Source organism: Bacillus siamensis, assembly GCF_051628075.1.
Lineage (GTDB): Bacteria > Bacillota > Bacilli > Bacillales > Bacillaceae > Bacillus > Bacillus siamensis.
The window spans coordinates 551987-570000 of sequence record NZ_CP155579.1 but is presented as its reverse complement, the minus strand read 5'-3'; the positions used below and the strand labels follow the sequence as shown (position 1 = coordinate 570000).

16 protein-coding genes, 2 tRNA genes, 2 rRNA genes, 2 pseudogenes and 1 riboswitch (1 of these 23 cut by a window edge) are annotated in these 18014 nt (G+C 46.8%); of the genes and pseudogenes, 9 read left to right on the top strand and 13 right to left on the bottom strand.

What is annotated here, in order from left to right; genetic code table 11:
• The 6 genes from ABDB98_RS03025 to ABDB98_RS03000 all read right to left on the bottom strand — a co-directional run.
• Nucleotides 1–900: ribosomal RNA gene (locus tag ABDB98_RS03025) — 23S ribosomal RNA — on the bottom strand (it extends 2029 nt beyond the left edge of the window).
• A gap of 174 nt (nucleotides 901–1074) precedes the next feature.
• Nucleotides 1075–2624: ribosomal RNA gene (locus ABDB98_RS03020) — 16S ribosomal RNA — on the bottom strand.
• The 16S and 23S rRNA genes sit together here with 2 tRNA genes alongside, the layout of an rRNA operon.
• Before the next feature lie 162 nt (nucleotides 2625–2786).
• Nucleotides 2787–2860 (bottom strand) — tRNA-Gly (locus ABDB98_RS03015).
• Nucleotides 2861–2869: 9 nt separating this feature from the next.
• Nucleotides 2870–2946: transfer RNA gene (locus ABDB98_RS03010), tRNA-Arg, on the bottom strand.
• Between the two features lie 306 nt (nucleotides 2947–3252).
• Nucleotides 3253–4671: a sugar porter family MFS transporter gene (locus tag ABDB98_RS03005; protein WP_438421332.1), complete on the bottom strand. Its 1419-nt coding sequence runs from the start codon at nucleotides 4669–4671 to the stop codon at nucleotides 3253–3255.
• Between the two features lie 427 nt (nucleotides 4672–5098).
• Nucleotides 5099–6100, bottom strand: a complete 1002-nt coding sequence (locus ABDB98_RS03000; protein WP_438421331.1) for an NADPH:quinone oxidoreductase family protein — start codon at nucleotides 6098–6100, stop codon at nucleotides 5099–5101.
• A 126-nt stretch (nucleotides 6101–6226) separates the two neighbouring features.
• Here ABDB98_RS03000 and ABDB98_RS02995 point away from each other — a divergent pair, with 126 nt between their 5' ends.
• From ABDB98_RS02995 to ABDB98_RS02970, 6 genes are all read left to right on the top strand, one after another.
• The gene (locus ABDB98_RS02995; RefSeq protein WP_269774458.1) at nucleotides 6227–6694 is read left to right on the top strand and encodes an SRPBCC family protein; all 468 of its coding nucleotides are present in this window, start codon (nucleotides 6227–6229) and stop codon (nucleotides 6692–6694) included.
• Between the two features lie 112 nt (nucleotides 6695–6806).
• Nucleotides 6807–7661, top strand: a complete 855-nt coding sequence (locus tag ABDB98_RS02990) for a manganese catalase family protein (protein WP_060963444.1) — start codon at nucleotides 6807–6809, stop codon at nucleotides 7659–7661.
• Nucleotides 7662–7910: 249 nt separating this feature from the next.
• On the top strand, nucleotides 7911–9473 hold the full coding sequence (locus tag ABDB98_RS02985; protein WP_438421328.1) for an APC family permease: 1563 nt from the start codon (nucleotides 7911–7913) through the stop codon (nucleotides 9471–9473).
• 116 nt (nucleotides 9474–9589) lie between these two features.
• Complete coding sequence (locus ABDB98_RS02980) at nucleotides 9590–10171, top strand: TetR family transcriptional regulator (RefSeq protein WP_060963446.1); 582 nt, start codon at nucleotides 9590–9592, stop codon at nucleotides 10169–10171.
• 71 nt (nucleotides 10172–10242) lie between these two features.
• On the top strand, nucleotides 10243–10572 hold the full coding sequence (locus tag ABDB98_RS02975; protein ID WP_438421325.1) for a DMT family transporter: 330 nt from the start codon (nucleotides 10243–10245) through the stop codon (nucleotides 10570–10572).
• A complete protein-coding gene (locus ABDB98_RS02970; RefSeq protein ID WP_438421323.1) occupies nucleotides 10572–10886 on the top strand; it encodes a DMT family transporter in 315 nt (104 codons plus the stop codon). Before ABDB98_RS02975 ends, ABDB98_RS02970 begins: the two co-directional genes overlap by 1 nt.
• A 59-nt stretch (nucleotides 10887–10945) precedes the next feature.
• On the opposite strand, the gene ABDB98_RS02965 is transcribed toward ABDB98_RS02970, so the two are convergent.
• The 4 genes and pseudogenes from ABDB98_RS02965 to ABDB98_RS02950 form a co-directional block, all read right to left on the bottom strand.
• Nucleotides 10946–12160, bottom strand: a complete 1215-nt coding sequence (locus tag ABDB98_RS02965; protein WP_438421321.1) for a CynX/NimT family MFS transporter — start codon at nucleotides 12158–12160, stop codon at nucleotides 10946–10948.
• Entirely contained in the window at nucleotides 12150–12836 is a 687-nt protein-coding gene (locus ABDB98_RS02960) for a FadR/GntR family transcriptional regulator (RefSeq protein WP_438421318.1), read from the bottom strand. Before ABDB98_RS02960 ends, ABDB98_RS02965 begins: the two co-directional genes overlap by 11 nt.
• Nucleotides 12837–12956: 120 nt before the next feature.
• A pseudogene (locus ABDB98_RS02955) lies at nucleotides 12957–13071 on the bottom strand (GntR family transcriptional regulator); the annotation flags it as partial.
• Nucleotides 13065–13190, bottom strand: a pseudogene (locus tag ABDB98_RS02950) (GntR family transcriptional regulator); the annotation flags it as partial. The pseudogenes ABDB98_RS02955 and ABDB98_RS02950, both read right to left, overlap by 7 nt.
• Before the next feature lie 175 nt (nucleotides 13191–13365).
• Nucleotides 13366–13465: riboswitch (purine riboswitch) on the top strand.
• Nucleotides 13466–13520: 55 nt separating this feature from the next.
• Between ABDB98_RS02950 and ABDB98_RS02945 the strand changes: the two are divergent.
• Nucleotides 13521–14681, top strand: a complete 1161-nt coding sequence (locus ABDB98_RS02945) for an MFS transporter (RefSeq protein WP_016937083.1) — start codon at nucleotides 13521–13523, stop codon at nucleotides 14679–14681.
• A 53-nt stretch (nucleotides 14682–14734) separates the two neighbouring features.
• On the opposite strand, the gene ABDB98_RS02940 is transcribed toward ABDB98_RS02945, so the two are convergent.
• A complete protein-coding gene (locus ABDB98_RS02940) occupies nucleotides 14735–15301 on the bottom strand; it encodes a YdhK family protein (RefSeq protein ID WP_045926971.1) in 567 nt (188 codons plus the stop codon).
• Nucleotides 15302–15504: 203 nt separating this feature from the next.
• Here ABDB98_RS02940 and ABDB98_RS02935 point away from each other — a divergent pair, with 203 nt between their 5' ends.
• Nucleotides 15505–15678 (top strand): hypothetical protein, encoded by a 174-nt coding sequence (locus ABDB98_RS02935; protein ID WP_016937085.1) that lies wholly within the window; start codon nucleotides 15505–15507, stop codon nucleotides 15676–15678.
• A gap of 50 nt (nucleotides 15679–15728) precedes the next feature.
• Here the strand turns inward: ABDB98_RS02935 and ABDB98_RS02930 are convergent, their stop codons facing one another.
• Together ABDB98_RS02930 and ABDB98_RS02925 are read right to left on the bottom strand one after the other, a co-directional pair.
• Nucleotides 15729–17087: a serine hydrolase domain-containing protein gene (locus ABDB98_RS02930; RefSeq protein WP_438421316.1), complete on the bottom strand. Its 1359-nt coding sequence runs from the start codon at nucleotides 17085–17087 to the stop codon at nucleotides 15729–15731.
• Between the two features lie 139 nt (nucleotides 17088–17226).
• Nucleotides 17227–17496 carry a hypothetical protein gene (locus ABDB98_RS02925; protein WP_047478256.1) on the bottom strand — a complete coding sequence of 90 codons (270 nt, stop codon included), beginning with the start codon at nucleotides 17494–17496 and terminating at the stop codon, nucleotides 17227–17229.
• Nucleotides 17497–17728: 232 nt separating this feature from the next.
• Between ABDB98_RS02925 and ABDB98_RS02920 the strand changes: the two genes are divergently transcribed.
• Nucleotides 17729–17983 carry a hypothetical protein gene (locus ABDB98_RS02920; RefSeq protein WP_438421314.1) on the top strand — a complete coding sequence of 85 codons (255 nt, stop codon included), beginning with the start codon at nucleotides 17729–17731 and terminating at the stop codon, nucleotides 17981–17983.
• Nucleotides 17984–18014 lie beyond the last annotated feature (31 nt).

Sequence of the window (18014 nt, the reverse complement as noted above, 5' to 3'; positions counted from 1 at the left end):
AGACTCTTACCTTGAGGCTAGCCCTAAAGCTATTTCGGAGAGAACCAGCTATCTCCAGGTTCGATTGGCATTTCACCCCTACCCACACCTCATCCCCGCACTTTTCAACGTGCGTGGGTTCGGGCCTCCATTCAGTGTTACCTGAACTTCACCCTGGACATGGGTAGATCACCTGGTTTCGGGTCTACGACCACGTACTCATGCGCCCTATTCAGACTCGCTTTCGCTGCGGCTCCGCATCTTCTGCTTAACCTTGCACGGGATCGTAACTCGCCGGTTCATTCTACAAAAGGCACGCCATCACCCGTTAACGGGCTCTGACTACTTGTAGGCACACGGTTTCAGGATCTGTTTCACTCCCCTTCCGGGGTGCTTTTCACCTTTCCCTCACGGTACTGGTTCACTATCGGTCACTAGGGAGTATTTAGCCTTGGGAGATGGTCCTCCCGGATTCCGACGGAATTTCACGTGTTCCGCCGTACTCAGGATCCACTCAGGAGAGAACGAAGTTTTGACTACAGGGCTGTTACCTCCTATGGCGGGCCTTTCCAGACCTCTTCATCTACCTCGTTCCTTTGTAACTCCGTACAGAGTGTCCTACAACCCCAAGAGGCAAGCCTCTTGGTTTGGGCTGATCCCGTTTCGCTCGCCGCTACTCAGGGAATCGCATTTGCTTTCTCTTCCTCCGGGTACTTAGATGTTTCAGTTCCCCGGGTCTGCCTTCTCATATCCTATGTATTCAGATATGGATACCACTCCATTACGAGTGGTGGGTTTCCCCATTCGGAAATCTCCGGATCAAAGCTTGCTTACAGCTCCCCGAAGCATATCGGTGTTCGTCCCGTCCTTCATCGGCTCCTAGTGCCAAGGCATCCACCGTGCGCCCTTTCTAACTTAACCGTTAAAAAGAATCACTACGTGATATCTTGCATTACAATTGAATGTGAATTACTTCTGTTATCTAGTTTTCAAAGAACATTATCTCGAAGAATCGAATGATCCTTCAAAACTAAACAAGACAGGGAACGTTCTGTTTATAAGACCCAAGGTCTTATATTCCGTTAAAATCCTTAGAAAGGAGGTGATCCAGCCGCACCTTCCGATACGGCTACCTTGTTACGACTTCACCCCAATCATCTGTCCCACCTTCGGCGGCTGGCTCCATAAAGGTTACCTCACCGACTTCGGGTGTTACAAACTCTCGTGGTGTGACGGGCGGTGTGTACAAGGCCCGGGAACGTATTCACCGCGGCATGCTGATCCGCGATTACTAGCGATTCCAGCTTCACGCAGTCGAGTTGCAGACTGCGATCCGAACTGAGAACAGATTTGTGGGATTGGCTTAACCTCGCGGTTTCGCTGCCCTTTGTTCTGCCCATTGTAGCACGTGTGTAGCCCAGGTCATAAGGGGCATGATGATTTGACGTCATCCCCACCTTCCTCCGGTTTGTCACCGGCAGTCACCTTAGAGTGCCCAACTGAATGCTGGCAACTAAGATCAAGGGTTGCGCTCGTTGCGGGACTTAACCCAACATCTCACGACACGAGCTGACGACAACCATGCACCACCTGTCACTCTGCCCCCGAAGGGGACGTCCTATCTCTAGGATTGTCAGAGGATGTCAAGACCTGGTAAGGTTCTTCGCGTTGCTTCGAATTAAACCACATGCTCCACCGCTTGTGCGGGCCCCCGTCAATTCCTTTGAGTTTCAGTCTTGCGACCGTACTCCCCAGGCGGAGTGCTTAATGCGTTAGCTGCAGCACTAAGGGGCGGAAACCCCCTAACACTTAGCACTCATCGTTTACGGCGTGGACTACCAGGGTATCTAATCCTGTTCGCTCCCCACGCTTTCGCTCCTCAGCGTCAGTTACAGACCAGAGAGTCGCCTTCGCCACTGGTGTTCCTCCACATCTCTACGCATTTCACCGCTACACGTGGAATTCCACTCTCCTCTTCTGCACTCAAGTTCCCCAGTTTCCAATGACCCTCCCCGGTTGAGCCGGGGGCTTTCACATCAGACTTAAGAAACCGCCTGCGAGCCCTTTACGCCCAATAATTCCGGACAACGCTTGCCACCTACGTATTACCGCGGCTGCTGGCACGTAGTTAGCCGTGGCTTTCTGGTTAGGTACCGTCAAGGTGCCGCCCTATTTGAACGGCACTTGTTCTTCCCTAACAACAGAGCTTTACGATCCGAAAACCTTCATCACTCACGCGGCGTTGCTCCGTCAGACTTTCGTCCATTGCGGAAGATTCCCTACTGCTGCCTCCCGTAGGAGTCTGGGCCGTGTCTCAGTCCCAGTGTGGCCGATCACCCTCTCAGGTCGGCTACGCATCGTCGCCTTGGTGAGCCGTTACCTCACCAACTAGCTAATGCGCCGCGGGTCCATCTGTAAGTGGTAGCCGAAGCCACCTTTTATGTCTGAACCATGCGGTTCAAACAACCATCCGGTATTAGCCCCGGTTTCCCGGAGTTATCCCAGTCTTACAGGCAGGTTACCCACGTGTTACTCACCCGTCCGCCGCTAACATCAGGGAGCAAGCTCCCATCTGTCCGCTCGACTTGCATGTATTAGGCACGCCGCCAGCGTTCGTCCTGAGCCAGGATCAAACTCTCCGATAAATGGATCACAGACTAAGTTCACTGCATCCTGCAGTAACGTCTGTGTGATCTGCATCGTGCAGACCTTAGTTTGACTGACTACGCACATCGCTGTGCGATTTATTTAAAACTTTGAATTAACAGGTACGTTTTGTCTTGTTTAGTTTTCAAAGATCATTATAATGGAGCGGGTGATGAGAATCGAACTCACGACATCAGCTTGGAAGGCTGAGGTTTTACCACTAAACTACACCCGCATTTTAAATTGGCGCGCCCGAGAGGAGTCGAACCCCTAACCTTTTGATCCGTAGTCAAACGCTCTATCCAATTGAGCTACGGGCGCTTATCAGGCGACTTAACTATCATACTATCAATCAGAGATGATGTCAAGTGTTTTTTATTTCTTTTTGAAGTTGTTTTCTCAACCTCATTTATTATACACGTTTCTAATAATTTGTAAAGTCTTTTTTCAAAAGCTCATTTTCTCTTTTAGCGTGATCGCTTTGTTCATCAGCGACGTTTACTAATATACCATGCCCCTTAAATCGCGTCAACACTTTTACAAAAGTTTTTTCTCGCTTATTACTTCCTTCTATATATATATAGAAAATAAAAAACAGGATTCCTAAGAACCCTGCATCTCTCTTGATTACCCGCTCACCTTGACCTCTGCACTTTTTCGCTCTGGTTTTTCATAAGTACGGAAGTTTTGTTCAAGCTGTTCAAGCGACAGACCTTTTGTTTCCGGCAGGAACCTTTTCACGAATATGACGGACGCTATTCCTAACAGAACAAAAATAAAGAAGGTTGCAGACAGTCCGATGCTTGCGAGCAGAACCGGGAAAGTTAAACCGACAAGGAAGTTCGCGATCCAAAGACAGAAGACAGTGACTCCCATACCAAGCCCCCGCAATCGAAGCGGGAATATCTCCGACAGCATCAGCCAGGTCACAGGAGAAACCGCTCCCTGCTGAAACGCAAGGAAAGTGACGGTTAACGTAAGAACTACATAAGGAAGGGAAGGGGATCCTTTCAGCACGACAGATAAAATGCCGATCAGCAGCAGCACGGCAGTCGTTCCGATCAGCCCCGTCATCAGCATCGGGCGCCGGCCGACTCTGCCGAGAAGCCATATGCCCACAAACGTCGCAAGCACGGAAATCACACCGTTAGCGATATTGCCGATCAATGCAGCTTTTGTTTGGAAGCCGGCATCTTTTAGTATTTGAGTTCCATAGTACATAATTGAATTTACGCCGGTGAGCTGCTGCACTACCGCAATTCCGATTCCGATAAATACAATGCGGCGCACCCACGGAACGGCAAGGTCCTTAAATGTCGCCCGCTCCATCTCCGCTTCCTTATGAAAAGCAGATTCAATCTCGGCGAGTTCTGACTTTGCTTTCTCGTCATTCCGTATTCTCCGGAGAACACGCAAAGCATCTTCTTTTCTTCCTTTAGAAACCAACCAGCGCGGACTTTCAGGAACTTTCAGCATACCGAAAAACAAGAATACCGCCGGAAGAGCCGCGATAACGAGCATGTAACGCCAAGCGTGAGACGTATCACCGAGCACATTGCCGATGATGGCATTACACGTGAAGGCAAGCAGCTGGCCCGTTACAATCATCAGTTCATTTTGGGTAACCATTCTCCCCCGGCTTTCCGCCGGCGACATTTCAGCCAAGTATGCCGGAACTGTTACGGAAGCTCCCCCGACAGCAAGCCCCAGCAGAAAACGAGAGATAATCATAACCGATACGTTAGGCGCCAGTGTACATCCCAGCGTCGCCGCAAAGAACAAAACGGCAAGGAAAAGGATATTTTTACGTCTGCCGTTATAGTCCGACAGCCGCCCTCCGAAAACTGCGCCGATCGCAGCTCCCAAGAGAAGAGAGCTTGCCACCATGCCTTCAGTCAGCGCCGTAAGATTAAGCTGGTCAGCTTCCGCCATAAACGGCAGCGCTCCATTAATTACACCTGTATCGTAACCGAAAAGAAGCCCCCCGAACGTCGATACTAAAATGATGGTTCTCAAAAATGAATACTGGCTGCTATTTTTATTCATCTTCAAATCCTCCCAGTTTTTATACAGAGATATAAACCGAATATTCAGTTATCTATATTTACGCCTATAATGTCTTACCCACGTTTCGACAATTCAAAACAGCTTCTATATAAAAAATCACTCGAAAGCGTCATCATTTATCATTTATATTCGCTCTCTCCTTTCGTCGAATTGTTACTTTATAGTTATTTTTTAGTTAAGTTGTAATGATATTATTAGCACTTATGTTATTATCTTAATTTTAAAAGCGATTTCAGTCAATAAATATTTCAGATAATTTCAAAGATTTTCTTAATATGATCTACATATAATCAATATTTGTTTAAAATAAGCTTACGTTCATAATATACTCAATAATCATCTCAGTTTTAATCAACAAATGATTATATAATGAAAAAACCCCCAACTGCTGATCGGGGGTTTTTGTTTATTCTTCGTTCAGTTTAACGATCGTTCTCCCTCTCGCTTTTCCTTTTAAGAGAGCAGGAAGCGTGTTCGGCAGTTCCTCAAGTGTAATTTCCTTTTGAATAAAGGCCTCGAGATCCGCTGGCTTGAAATCTTCAGCCAGACGCTGCCATGTTTTCTTTCTTGTGTCCATGGGACAGAATACGGAATCAATTCCCAGGAGGCTGACGCCGCGCAAAATAAACGGGAAGACCGTAGCCGGGAGTTTCGTTCCCGCTGTCAGTCCGCTCACTGCAACTGTTCCGCCGTACTGAATCTGGCTGAGAACTGAAGCAAGCGGCTCACCTCCGATCGGATCGACGGCCGCAGCCCATTTTTGTTTTTGCATCGGTTTTAACGTGCCGTTGTAAACTTCGTCACGGTGAATAACCGATTTCGCACCGAGACTCTTCAGATAGCCGCTTTCTTCTTCTTTTCCGGTACTGGCCTCTACGTCATAGCCTAATGAAGAAAGAATGGAAACCGCAAAGCTTCCGACGCCTCCTGTTGCTCCCGTCACCAGCACTTTCCCTTTTTCAGGGGCGGCATGGTTTTCCTCAAGCCGCTGAACGGACAATGCGGCCGTAAAGCCGGCGGTTCCGATCGTCATGGCTTCTTTAAGAGTCAGACCTTCAGGCAGCGGCACGATCCAATCTGCCGGAATGCGGGCCATCCCGCTATAGCCGCCAAAGTGGGAGACGCCTATGCCGTAGCTTGTCGCAATGACTTTGTCTCCTTCTTTAAAACGGGCGTCATCTGAGGAAACGACGATTCCCGCTAAATCAATTCCCGGCACGAAAGGATACGAGGTTACGATCTTGCCGTCAGGAATGGCAGCCAAGCTGTCTTTGTAATTCACGCCTGAATAGCAAACCTTAATCAGTACTTCACCCTCGGGAAGGTCCTGAACTGCGAGCTCCTGTACGCTGACTGAAAACCGGTCTTCACGTTGATCGACTACTAACGCTTTAAATTGATCTGTCATCACTATGTCTCCTTAAAATGTATTGAATGGCTTTGAAAAAGCATAAAATAAGTTTGATTTATTTTCAAATGTCCTGCCCCGTGTAGTATGATCAAAAGAAAAAACAGCGAAAGAGTGGTTAGCAGCATGTCTGATAAACAAAACAATGATAACAAAAATAACAACAGCAGTAATCAAACATTACCGGACATTATTCATACCGCCGTTTTCAAGGCGCCGCTGCAAGTGGTCTGGGATACGGTCTCCACTGCGGACGGACTGTCTCTCTGGTTTATGCCGAATGATTTCACTCCTCAAGAAGACAGTGAGTTTCAGCTGGAATCTCCATTCGGTCCGTCTCCGTGCAAGGTGCTGGATATCGAAGCGCCGTACCGTCTTTCTTTTTCATGGGATACGGAGGGCTGGATCGTTTCTTTTGTCTTGAAAGAAACGGAAAGCGGAGATACGGAATTCACTCTCATTCACGGCGGATGGAAAGAGCCGGATGCTGTCATCAATAAAGTCAATCGGAAAAGCTCGGAGATTCACAGTACGATGGATCAAGGATGGAACGGGCTTGTCAACACGAAGCTCCGCGGGGCGGTCGAGGCTTAACGCAAAAGGACGGGACACACTTTCCGTCCTTTTTTTGCTGCCAATACATAAAAACCGACTTTGCTAAGACACTAACAGAAGAACCGAAAACTGATTTCAGGGGGCGCTGTTCATGTATTATTACAAAGAAGAACTGATCAATATCATTAAGCCGGACAAGCCGGATCCAGCCGCCGCCAAGGTGCTTCAGGAAATTTTAGGCGGGCACTACGGAGAAATGCGGACGATGATGCAATACTTTTTCCAAAGCTCTAATTTCAGGGGAAAAGAAAAGCAGTTCCGCGACCTGCTTCGCGGCGTATTTTTAGAAGAAATTGCACACGTTGAGCTCGTCCAGCATACGATTAATGCGCTGCTCGATGAAAGCGGGGCTGAGGGCCCCGGAAATCAGGCTTCAGATCAGGCGCCGATTGACGAAGCGGTGAAGCATGCCAATCCGCACCATTACATTATCGGGGCGCAAAGTTCTCTGCCTGCAGATGCAAGCGGCAATCCATGGAATGGCTCTTGGGTCTACAATCACGGTAATCTGATTGCCGACTTATTGGACAATGTCGTGCTGGAATCAACCGGCGTGCTGCAGAAAACGCGCATTTATGAGATGAGTTCTAACCAGACGTTCAGAGAAACACTCGGTTTCCTGATTGTCCGTGACAATGCTCATCAAAATGCTTTTACAAAAGCGCTGGAAACACTGGGTGTTGAATGGGGCAAATTATTCCCCGTGCCGAATTATGACATTGAAAAATATCCGGAGTGCCGTAAATTCGTTGAGATGGGATATCATAATACCCAATTTAATTTCAGACTGGATCCGACACGGATCGGAGAAATTCTGCAAGGACAGACGCCGAGCCGAAACGGCGGCGAATTAAGTGTGTCTGAGCCGCCTAAAGGGTTCCCTGTGCCGGAACTTCCTGAGCTTCCGAATGAGCACAGCCCCGGACTGAAAGATATGAACTTGTAATAAAAAAACGCCTGCTTCGGGCGTTTTTTTATTTTTATAGATGTAAGGTTTGAACGTGAGCAAAACGGGGAATATAAGCGGGGAGATCTTGACATGCGGCCGTATCAAGTCACTCCATTATGATTTGAGCATACTGATGTACATACTTCAGCATCGAAAGCTGTCCTAATTTTCCAGCCGGCCGGCTGGGTATGTTCGAATGATAATGGGAATTATGTAAATAGAACATGTCTTATAAGGAGGCAGCGAATGTCTAAGCAGGGAAACTTCCAGAAATCTATGTCACTTTTTGATCTTATTTTAATCGGCATGGGAGCCATATTCGGTTCAGCATGGCTGTTTGCCGTCAGTAACGTCGCCTCTAAAGCGGGCCCATCAGGCATTTTTTCCTGGCTGGTCGGCGGGGGAATCATCTTATTGATCGGCTTAGTTTATGCGGAACTGGGCGCAGCGCTGCCGCGGACCGGGGGAATTATCCGGTATCCCGTATATTCACACGGACACCTGGTCGGATATTTAATTTCCTTTGTCACCATTGTGGCCTACACGAGCCTTATTTCTATAGAAGTTACGGCAGTCCGCCAATACGTGGCGTATTGGTTTCCCGGGTTGACCGTGAAAGGTTCTGACTCACCGACAATTGCCGGGTGGATATTGCAATTTGCGCTGCTCTGTCTGTTCTTCCTCCTCAATTACTGGAGTGTCAAAACCTTTGCAAAAGCAAACTTCATTATTTCGATTTTTAAATATGTCGTTCCGATTACGGTTATTATAGTACTGATTTTTCATTTTCACCCGGGCAATATGACCGTTCACGGATTCGCGCCTTTTGGTTTCACCGGAATTCAAGCCGCGATTTCTACCGGCGGCGTCATGTTCGCCTATCTTGGGCTGCACCCGATTGTGGCTGTCGCAAGTGAAGTGCAGAATCCGAAGCGGAACATTCCGATCGCATTGATTGTCTGTATTATCGTTTCTACTATTATTTACACCGTGCTGCAGCTCACTTTTATCGGGGCGATTCCGGCGGATACCCTGAAGCACGGATGGCCGGCTATCGGGACTGAATTCTCTCTTCCGTTCAAAGATATCGCCGTTTTGCTCGGATTAGGGTGGCTGGCGACATTGGTTATTTTAGATGCGATTTTATCACCGGGCGGTAACGGTAATATCTTTATGAATACGACTTCACGTCTCGTCTACGCCTGGGCCAGAAACGGAACTTTATTCAGCACCTTTTCTAAAGTCAATAAAGAAACCGGGACACCGCGTGCCTCCCTTTGGCTTTCGTTCGGTCTGTCTGTTTTTTGGACGCTGCCGTTCCCATCTTGGAACGCTCTCGTCAACGTGTGCTCCGTCGCATTGATTCTGTCTTATGCGATTGCGCCGATTTCTTCAGCGGCGCTGAGGGTGAACGCCAAGGAGATTAACAGACCGTTTTATTTAAAAGGGATGAGCATCATCGGGCCGCTGTCGTTTATTTTCACTTCTTATATTGTATATTGGTCCGGATGGCGCACCGTATCTTGGCTTCTCGGTTCTCAAATTGTCATGTTTCTGATCTACCTCTGTTTCAGTAAATATGCTCCCAAAGATGATGTCAGCATACGCCAGCAGCTGAAATCAGCATGGTGGATCGTCGGCTTTTATGTCATGATGCTGATTTTCTCCTATCTCGGCTCGTTCGGCCACGGATTGGGCATTATCAGCAATCCGCTTGACCTGATTCTGATCGCCATCGGTTCGCTCGGTATTTATTACTGGGCAAAATATACGGGACTGCCGAAGGCTATGATCGACAGTGATAAATGATGAGCGCCGGAAAGAAGCATGGTCTTCTTTCCGGTATTTTTATTTTAAGGGATGACAAAAAAGCGAATGTGCGATAAAATGAATGACAGTCATTCACAAAAGGAGGAACCCCTCTATTGGCAAAACAAAGCTCGGGAAAATATGAAAAGATCCTGCAAGCCGCAATTGAAGTCATTTCTGAAAAAGGATTAGACAAAGCATCCATTTCAGAAATCGTCAAAAAAGCCGGAACGGCCCAAGGGACGTTTTACTTATATTTTTCTTCTAAAAACGCGCTGATATCCGCGATTGCAGAAAACCTGCTCGACACTACACTGGACAGAATAAAAGGGAAAACGGACGGTTCTGAAGATTTTTGGACGTTGCTGGACATTTTGGTAGATGAAACATTTCACATCACCCGGCTTCATAAAGATATTATCGTTCTCTGTTATTCCGGTCTTGCCATCGATCACTCAATGGAAAAATGGGAGGCCATTTATCAGCCTTATTATTCCTGGCTGGAAGGCGTCATCAATACGGCCATTGAGCAGGGTGAAGTCAACAGCGGCATTCATGTCAGATGGACGGCCAGAACGATTATCAATGTTGTCGAGAACGCAGCTGAACGGTTTTATATCGGCTGTGAACAGGATGTCGATCTCGAAGTATATAAAAAAGAAATATTCAGCTTTCTCAAAAGAAGCTTGCAGAAATGATTGGCAGAGACCGATCATTTTTGACCGCCATAAAAATGACTGACATTCATTCATAACTGAGGTGACTGTAAATGTATTGGCTGCTTGTACTGATAGCCGGACTGTTAGAAGTAGTTTGGGCGTCCGCCCTGAAGCATGCGGATTCGCTCTTTGATTGGATTGGTATTTTCCTGCTGATTGCTGTCAGCTTCCTGATGCTGATCCGTTCTTATAAAAAAATACCGATGGCTGCCGCATACACCGTTTTTGTCGGAATAGGCACCGTCGGCACATATGTAACGGGCGTCATTTTAGGAGAACCTTTTTCAATCGGGCAAATCTTCTTTTTAACTTTGCTGTTGTCCGGCATTTTAGGAATGAAGGTATTTACGAAAGAAAACAAAACAAGGGGTGAACATTAATGGCATGGCTGCTGTTATTTATTGCCGGAGCGGAGGAAGTTGTAGCGGCCGCTGCCATGAAACATATTGACGGTTTTAAAAAAAAGTGGCCGCTGATTGTCATGGTAACAGGCTTTATGCTTTCATTCTTTTGCCTTTCCGGAGCGATGAAGGTTCTTCCCACAGGTGTCGCGTATGCGGCTTGGACCGGCATGGGAAGCATCGGCGTTTCGGCCGTGGGCATACTTTGGTTTAAAGAAAAATTCAATCTGTCACAATTGGTGTCTCTGGGGCTTATCCTCATCGGTGTCATCGGCTTAAAACTGACAACGTGACGGCCTGAGAAAGCTTTTTAAATAAAAAACAAAGGACCCTAAGCGGGCCCTTTGTTTTTTTATGCTGTTTTGATCTGTTCAGCTTTTCCGGCTCCGACACCGAAAATGAAAATCAGAACGGAGACCGCGATCAGCATGAATAACGGAACCGTCCAGCCGTGCGTGATATCATGCAGCAGGCCGAATACGAGCGGTCCGAACGCGGCAAGCAAATATCCGAATGACTGGGCCATTCCCGAAAGCGCCGCGGCTTCATGGACATGCCGAGTCCGCAGGCTGAAGAACATCATTGCCAGACTGAACGCACAGCCTCCCGCAATTCCGATCAAAATGACCCATAGCGGAGTGAGAGCCGGGCTTCCGAAAAGAACGCCGGCAATCCCGATAAGGAAAAATAAAGCCGTCAGTCCGGCGAGTGCGCGTTGGTTTTTCATTTTAGCGGCAGCGATCGGCACGATAAAAGTAATTGGCAGGACTGAGAATTGCATTAATGAAAGCATCCATCCCGCCTTACTTGAGCTGAGTCCATTCTGCTGAAGAATTTCCGGCAGCCAAGCGATGATGGTGTAAAAAATAAGGGATTGCAGCCCCATGAACAACGTCACCTTCCAAGCCAGCGGAGACCGCAGCAGACTGCTTTTCTTCTCTCCGTTTGTCCCAGTCGTGCGGACGGGCAGTTCGCGTCCTCGCATTTGCGGAATCCACATGACGAACGCAATGAAAGAAAGGATAGCCCAGCAGCCGAGCGCGCCTTTCCAGCCTAACCCCGCTGAGGAGGCGATCGGCACGCTGATGCCGGATGCAATCGCACCGCACAGATTCATAGAAACAGAGTAGACGCCGGTCATGACGCCTAAATTTCCGGGAAACTTATGTTTGATGAGACCCGGCAGCAGGACGTTACATACGGCGATCGACAATCCCAACAGGATCGTTCCGAAAAAGAGAGTGCCGATTCCGGCGATGGAGCGCAGCAGAGTTCCGGCTGTCAGGACAATTAATGATGACAGTAAAACAATCTCGGTCCCGAAGCGCCGGGACAATAAAGGAACAAACGGCGACAGACATGCAAATGCCAAAAGAGGCACTGTCGTAATGGTGCCGGCAGCCGCATTGGTCATGCCGAGGCTGTCCCGAATTGAGGAGACGAGCGGCCCGACCGATGTCAGAGGCGCTCTGAGGTTAGCCCCTATCAATATGACTCCGATAACCAGCAATATCAGTTTTTTACGCTGACTTGCTTGCAGCACTTGATGTTCGTCTTCAATTTTCATGTTCATCCTCCATGTGTATTGTATCTTTAAATACTGTGATGTATTGGTTGACGGCCTCCATGGCCTCATCCGGTTTCTGTCCGGCAATCGCAGCGGCAAGCTGGGTGTGGATCCGGATAGCAGGCGTAATTTCCAAGAGATTATGGACTGACGCACAAAGCGCCTCTGTCATATGCTCGTATAGATCAGAAAGCATGTTGTTATGGGCCGCCTGTACAATTGTTTTGTGCAGATTAATGTCAGCTTCGGCATACCGTTTTCGATCTTCATTTTGCAAGGCCGCCTCACATTCATCCAGGCATGCCTTCAGTGCTTTAAGGTCTTCGTCATTACGCCTTTGGGCCGCCAATCGTGCGGCTTCTCTCTCAAGTGCGTATCTGACTTCTAATGTTTCAAGCAAATTTGATTTTTTTATATGGCGGTAAAATGCAGCGCCGAGGACACTGGATGAGCTGACATACGTACCGCTCCCCTGCCTAGTCTGAAGAAGGCCGGCATGTACGAGCGCCCGAATGGCCTCACGCAATGTGTTTCGGCTCACATCAAATTGCTTCATTAAATCCAGCTCAGGAGGAATGCGCGTCCCGACCGGCCATTTATCCGATTGTATTAACGATTCAATTTGCGCCACCACTTGTTCTACGAGCGACAGTCTGCTTGTTTTGGATATTTCCATCAGAACACCTCTGTAATTTGTAGGATGATTCTATCATTGGATAACATAACATAAAGTAAACGAAGGTGTAAACAGCTGCAACAAAAAAAGAGTGAGTTTTTCTCTCACCCTTCGTCGCTTTTATGAACGTTTTATATGGACTGAGGTCACGACAAACTTGTCATGGCGGCAGCGGGAAAATGAAGTGCCGTTGTCCAAAAAACCTGCATGTTCCGACTTCTAATATCGGGTCATCCGGCTGCACCCGAACTCCATTGCGAGCGTCTTTTCATCAGGGAGCGGCTGATCTATGTCATAAACACTGCTTTTAATCCTCGTTCTCATTTTGTTGGCGATTTTTTCGTACTTATTCATCGGTTTCCTCAGGCTGTGTAATGTTTGATCTGTATAGACTCCTTACGGTTATCATAATTTTTTTTCTGCTCCATCAATGACATTACAGCCGCCGCTATTGAAATTGAAAGGATTTCCTCGAATTTTCTATGGAATCTCTCTCACTATTATGGTAGAATTCTTTGCAGAAACGGACACAAACGAATATTGTATACATTGTATAACCTCAATGATATGGTTTGAGGGTGTCTACCAGGAACCGTAAAATCCTGATTACAAAAAATTGTCCCGCACACTTTTTGTAATCAGGATTTTTTATTTTCTAAAAAATAAAAAAAGGAGTATCTGTACATGAATTTCAAAGTATTTCTGCTTGCAGCATCTACTATTGCAGTCGGATTGGTTGAATTAATTGTGGGCGGTATTCTCCCGCAAATCGCTTCCGACTTAGATATATCCATCGTCAGCGCAGGGCAGCTGATCAGCGTATTTGCGCTCGGTTACGCGGTATCCGGCCCGCTGCTTTTGGCAGTGACGGCAAAAGCTGAACGAAAGCGGCTTTATTTAATCGCACTTTTTGTTTTCTTCCTGAGTAATCTGGTCGCTTATTTCAGTCCCAATTTCGCCGTGCTTATGGTGTCACGGGTGCTCGCTTCCATGAGTACGGGACTGATTGTCGTCCTATCTTTAACGATTGCCCCTAAAATCGTAGCGCCGGAATACAGAGCGCGGGCGATCGGCATCATTTTCATGGGCTTCAGCTCCGCAATCGCTTTAGGCGTGCCTGTCGGCATTATCATCAGCAATGCTTTCGGATGGCGCGTTCTGTTTTTGGGAATCGGCGTATTATCGCTTGTTTCCATGCTGATTATCAGCGTCTTTTTTGAAAAAATACCTGCTGAAAAAATGATTCCGTTTCGTGAGCAGATCAAAACGGTCTGGAACGCCAAAATTGCCAGCGCACATCTTGTCACCTTGTTTACACTGGCTGGGCATTACACACTCTATGCCTACTTTGCGCCTTTTTTGGAAACAACGCTTCATTTGAGTTCCGTTTGGGTCAGTGTATGCTACTTTTTGTTCGGCCTGTCAGCGGTATGCGGCGGACCGTTCGGCGGCTGGCTGTATGACCGTTTGGGATCATTTAAAAGCATCATGCTTGTGACTGTTTCTTTCGCTTTGATCCTGTTTATCCTTCCGCTGTCAACGGTTTCTTTAATCATTTTCCTGCCTGCGATGGTGATCTGGGGATTGCTCAGCTGGAGCCTTGCGCCGGCGCAGCAAAGTTATTTGATCAAAATTGCGCCTGAGTCTTCCGATATTCAGCAAAGCTTCAATACATCCGCTTTGCAAATCGGCATTGCGCTCGGGTCAGCCATCGGCGGCGGCGTGATCAGACAAACGGGTTCTGTCACAGCTACCGCCTGGTGCGGCGGTTTGATTGTCATTATCGCTGTCGCGTTAGCCGTGTTTTCTTTAACGAGACCTGCTTTGAAAAGAAAATCCGCATAAGTGTGAAACCGCAAAAAAGCCAAAGGAGTTCCTTCGGCTTTTGCGGTCTTTTTTTATTTTGCGGCGGAAAGTTCGTCTTCTGTGACCCATTTATGGTTGGTTACTTTTTGGCCGCCGTCCGTCGATGTATAGTCGACCATATAAACGGTTGTCTTTTTGGCTGAATCAATGACGGCTTCAGCGCCCTTCATGCCTTTCATATGGGATGCCTCGATGACGGCCTTGTCACCTGGCTTTAACGTCTTATCACCGGCGCCCTTTAATTCTTCCTGAATGACCCATTTATGATCTTTAACGCGCTTTCCTCCCGTTGTCGGCGTGTAAGATACACTGTAAACCGTTGTATCATAAGCACCTGTTACGGTTCCTTGCGCATTTTTCATGCCCTTCATATGAGAAGCTAAAATCATGACGTCACTGCCGACTTTATAAGTCGGATTTTCGGCCTTCTTTAAACCTTTCGGCACCTCGGATGAACCTGAGTGATTCATGTCTTCGTGAGCGTGCGTTTCTTTGTCTTTCGCTTTTTCGCTTCCTCCTGAAGATTGGCTGTTGCATCCGGCAAGCGCCAGGACGGGAATGAGGAGAAACATGCTGAATAAAAATAATCTTGCTTTCATTTCAAGAACTCCTTTGCCTTTTTGATTTTTTACTTTTCCCTTTCGGTTCGTCAGTAAAACAGAAGATGAATTGCAGCCGGTCATCTCTCCTAATTCTTCAAATCTCTCTTCATTGCCTTTCGTCAGGTGAAATTGTTCACAAAATGTACACATTAATGGAAATGCAGTATAATTCCATTATCAGATAATAGGGGGAACTCATCATGAAAACAAAGGTTTTTGCGGTGGTATTGGGTGCTGTTTTAATGGTTGCAGGTTTGATTTTGGCAGAGGTTTCACTTTATATGGAATACATCACCATGCTCGGAGCTATGATTTTCTCTTCTATCTTTATGTCAGAGCCGAAAAGAAAATTTCGCGTCATCAAAGGGGTTTGACTTTTCTATTACCGCCGTCTTCTCAGGACGGCGGTTTTTTTGTATGTCACTCAGTCTATTCGCAGAGCGGTTTCTTCTGTGCCGTCTTGATATAAAACGAAATGTGAGGCCGCTTGGGCTTTATCACCGGCAAATTCAATTTCAAGCGGCAGCGCCCGGACAAAATAACGGGTTTCCGTCATTGGGAATAATTCGAATGGTGTCTGCCCGTCTATAGTAAGATACAATCGATTTTCTTTTACCGCCACCGATGCATGGGTATCATCCTGAAATGAGTAATCACCGATAAATCTGCTGTAAATCGCAGGATCGATGTCTGCTTTTTTCTGATCCGCCGGACGTTTCGGAATCTCGTATGGCTGATCAAATAAGATGTTTACAGCAGCGGCAATCACAGCTTGTTCAAATTGATACGGTTGTTCCATATTGCTGAGATAGATCAATGTTTTATTGTAGTCAATATAACGGATCATCAGAGTTGAATAGCCCGGCCAGCCTCCGTCGTGACTGACAACCTTCCCTTTTTGGGGGCTGTTTTGAATCATCCAGCCAAATCCATACCCGAAGTGCTCTTCTTCATTCCAATAGCCAGGTGTAAAAGCTTGGTCTTTCGTCTCTTTGCTGATGATTTCTTCCGTATAAAGAGCCTGATCAAACAGATATAAATCTCTTATCGCGGAGTTAACGGTTCCATCACCTTGAATACCGTCAAGGAAGACGACATAATTGGTTTCCTCAAGTTCATCAGGCAGGACATACTCTCCGGAATGCACATCATAGACATAGCCATATGCATAGTTCGGGATGTTTTCTTTACTCAGCCTTCTGTTATAAACCCGAGTATCGTTCATACGGAGCGGACGAAATACAGCTTGCTTCATAAATGCAGCAAAACTCATGCCTGATACAATTTCAATCATAACCGCTAACACAACATACCCCGTATTACTATAAAGCCACCCCTTACCCGGCGGGAAATAAGCATCCGGTTTATGCTGCTTAAGCATATCAATCACATCTTGATTAACGGCAATTCTGTCCCGGTCCCAATGTGTTAAGAACAGCTCCATATAATCCGGCAATCCTGACGTATGATGAAGTAAATGCCGAATGGTAATGCCCGGATAAGGAAAATCAGGAAGCCACCGCTCTACCATATCGTCATACCGCAGCTTGCCCTGCTGCTCTAACTTCATAATCCCGAGAGCAGTAAACGGCTTCGATACTGAGGCCAATTCAAAGACAGAGCGGTCATTCAGCATCCTGTTTGTTTCCAGTTCTGCAGTGCCGAATGAACCCTGATATAAAATGCGGCCGTTTTCTGCCGCTAAAACAGCTCCGTTTATTTCATGCCTTCCGTCTAAAGTGCTGAAAAGCTGTTCAAAAGCTTGTTTTTTCTTATCCATCATTATGATCCCTCCATATAAAAACTGTATCTCTCTTTTATACGAATGGCTTTTATATGAGTTTCAATATTCTTCCTCAACCGGAACAAGTCGGTAAATATACGATGATAATCAGAAGCCGCGGAGTTTTTATGAGGATCTTTTATTCACACAATACAGTACAGGCTTCGAATTCAACATGCTTCTCATCTTTTTTGGCCCCGGCAATTTCCATAGTTGAAAACATCGCGCAGACGACAGCTTTGTATTCGTTCATGACGGTTTGAATTTCAATCAGGAACCGTTCGGATGAAGCCGCGCATTCCGTTACGTACTCTTTCATTTTGCCGATAATATCATCTGCCTGACGGCTGAATCCTGCCGCCTCCAAATCACTCTCAAACTGGTTTTTGTTCATCATATGAATATGCATTTTCAGGCCCCTTTCAGCAGTGTGTTTGTGGTTATACCTACTGTAAAGGACAGGGTTGGATAAACTTTTAATAAAATATGAACAAACTATGAATTGGAACATCTGCCTGACCCGCGTGCATCCGGCTGTTCTCCATACCATTTGAACTACCTGAAAATATTACTTCTTTACTCTATTAAAAACAGCTCATATATGATCTAATACTGTAAAACGATCGTTTAGGAGGCGGCCTATGTCAACAGCAGGAAACCGGCAAAAATTTTGGATCAAGGCGATGCTTATAGCGGTCTTTGCTGTGTTTGTCTTCTCTTTTTCTGAGAATCATTCACAAAAGGACTGGCACGCGACAGTAGATGAGGCGTCCGTGAATGTCTTCGGCCAGCAGATCTTTGAAAAAGACCGTCTGGAAAAAACACTCGGCGCACGTGAGGCAGAATCTCTTCTGACTCTTATCAAACTCGCAAATGAAGAGCATCACATCATCTAAGAGTCTTTATAAAAAGCCTGTTTCCCTTTTT

Coding starts and splice junctions, on each gene's coding strand:
- ABDB98_RS03005 (WP_438421332.1), bottom strand. CDS start 4,671: ATGAATAAAAATAGCAGCCAGTATTCATTTTTGAGAACCATCATTTTA.
- ABDB98_RS03000 (WP_438421331.1), bottom strand. CDS start 6,100: ATGACAGATCAATTTAAAGCGTTAGTAGTCGATCAACGTGAAGACCGG.
- ABDB98_RS02995 (WP_269774458.1), top strand. CDS start 6,227: ATGTCTGATAAACAAAACAATGATAACAAAAATAACAACAGCAGTAAT.
- ABDB98_RS02990 (WP_060963444.1), top strand. CDS start 6,807: ATGTATTATTACAAAGAAGAACTGATCAATATCATTAAGCCGGACAAG.
- ABDB98_RS02985 (WP_438421328.1), top strand. CDS start 7,911: ATGTCTAAGCAGGGAAACTTCCAGAAATCTATGTCACTTTTTGATCTT.
- ABDB98_RS02975 (WP_438421325.1), top strand. CDS start 10,243: ATGTATTGGCTGCTTGTACTGATAGCCGGACTGTTAGAAGTAGTTTGG.
- ABDB98_RS02970 (WP_438421323.1), top strand. CDS start 10,572: ATGGCATGGCTGCTGTTATTTATTGCCGGAGCGGAGGAAGTTGTAGCG.
- ABDB98_RS02965 (WP_438421321.1), bottom strand. CDS start 12,160: ATGAAAATTGAAGACGAACATCAAGTGCTGCAAGCAAGTCAGCGTAAA.
- ABDB98_RS02960 (WP_438421318.1), bottom strand. CDS start 12,836: ATGGAAATATCCAAAACAAGCAGACTGTCGCTCGTAGAACAAGTGGTG.
- ABDB98_RS02945 (WP_016937083.1), top strand. CDS start 13,521: ATGAATTTCAAAGTATTTCTGCTTGCAGCATCTACTATTGCAGTCGGA.
- ABDB98_RS02940 (WP_045926971.1), bottom strand. CDS start 15,301: ATGAAAGCAAGATTATTTTTATTCAGCATGTTTCTCCTCATTCCCGTC.
- ABDB98_RS02935 (WP_016937085.1), top strand. CDS start 15,505: ATGAAAACAAAGGTTTTTGCGGTGGTATTGGGTGCTGTTTTAATGGTT.
- ABDB98_RS02930 (WP_438421316.1), bottom strand. CDS start 17,087: ATGATGGATAAGAAAAAACAAGCTTTTGAACAGCTTTTCAGCACTTTA.
- ABDB98_RS02925 (WP_047478256.1), bottom strand. CDS start 17,496: ATGCATATTCATATGATGAACAAAAACCAGTTTGAGAGTGATTTGGAG.
- ABDB98_RS02920 (WP_438421314.1), top strand. CDS start 17,729: ATGTCAACAGCAGGAAACCGGCAAAAATTTTGGATCAAGGCGATGCTT.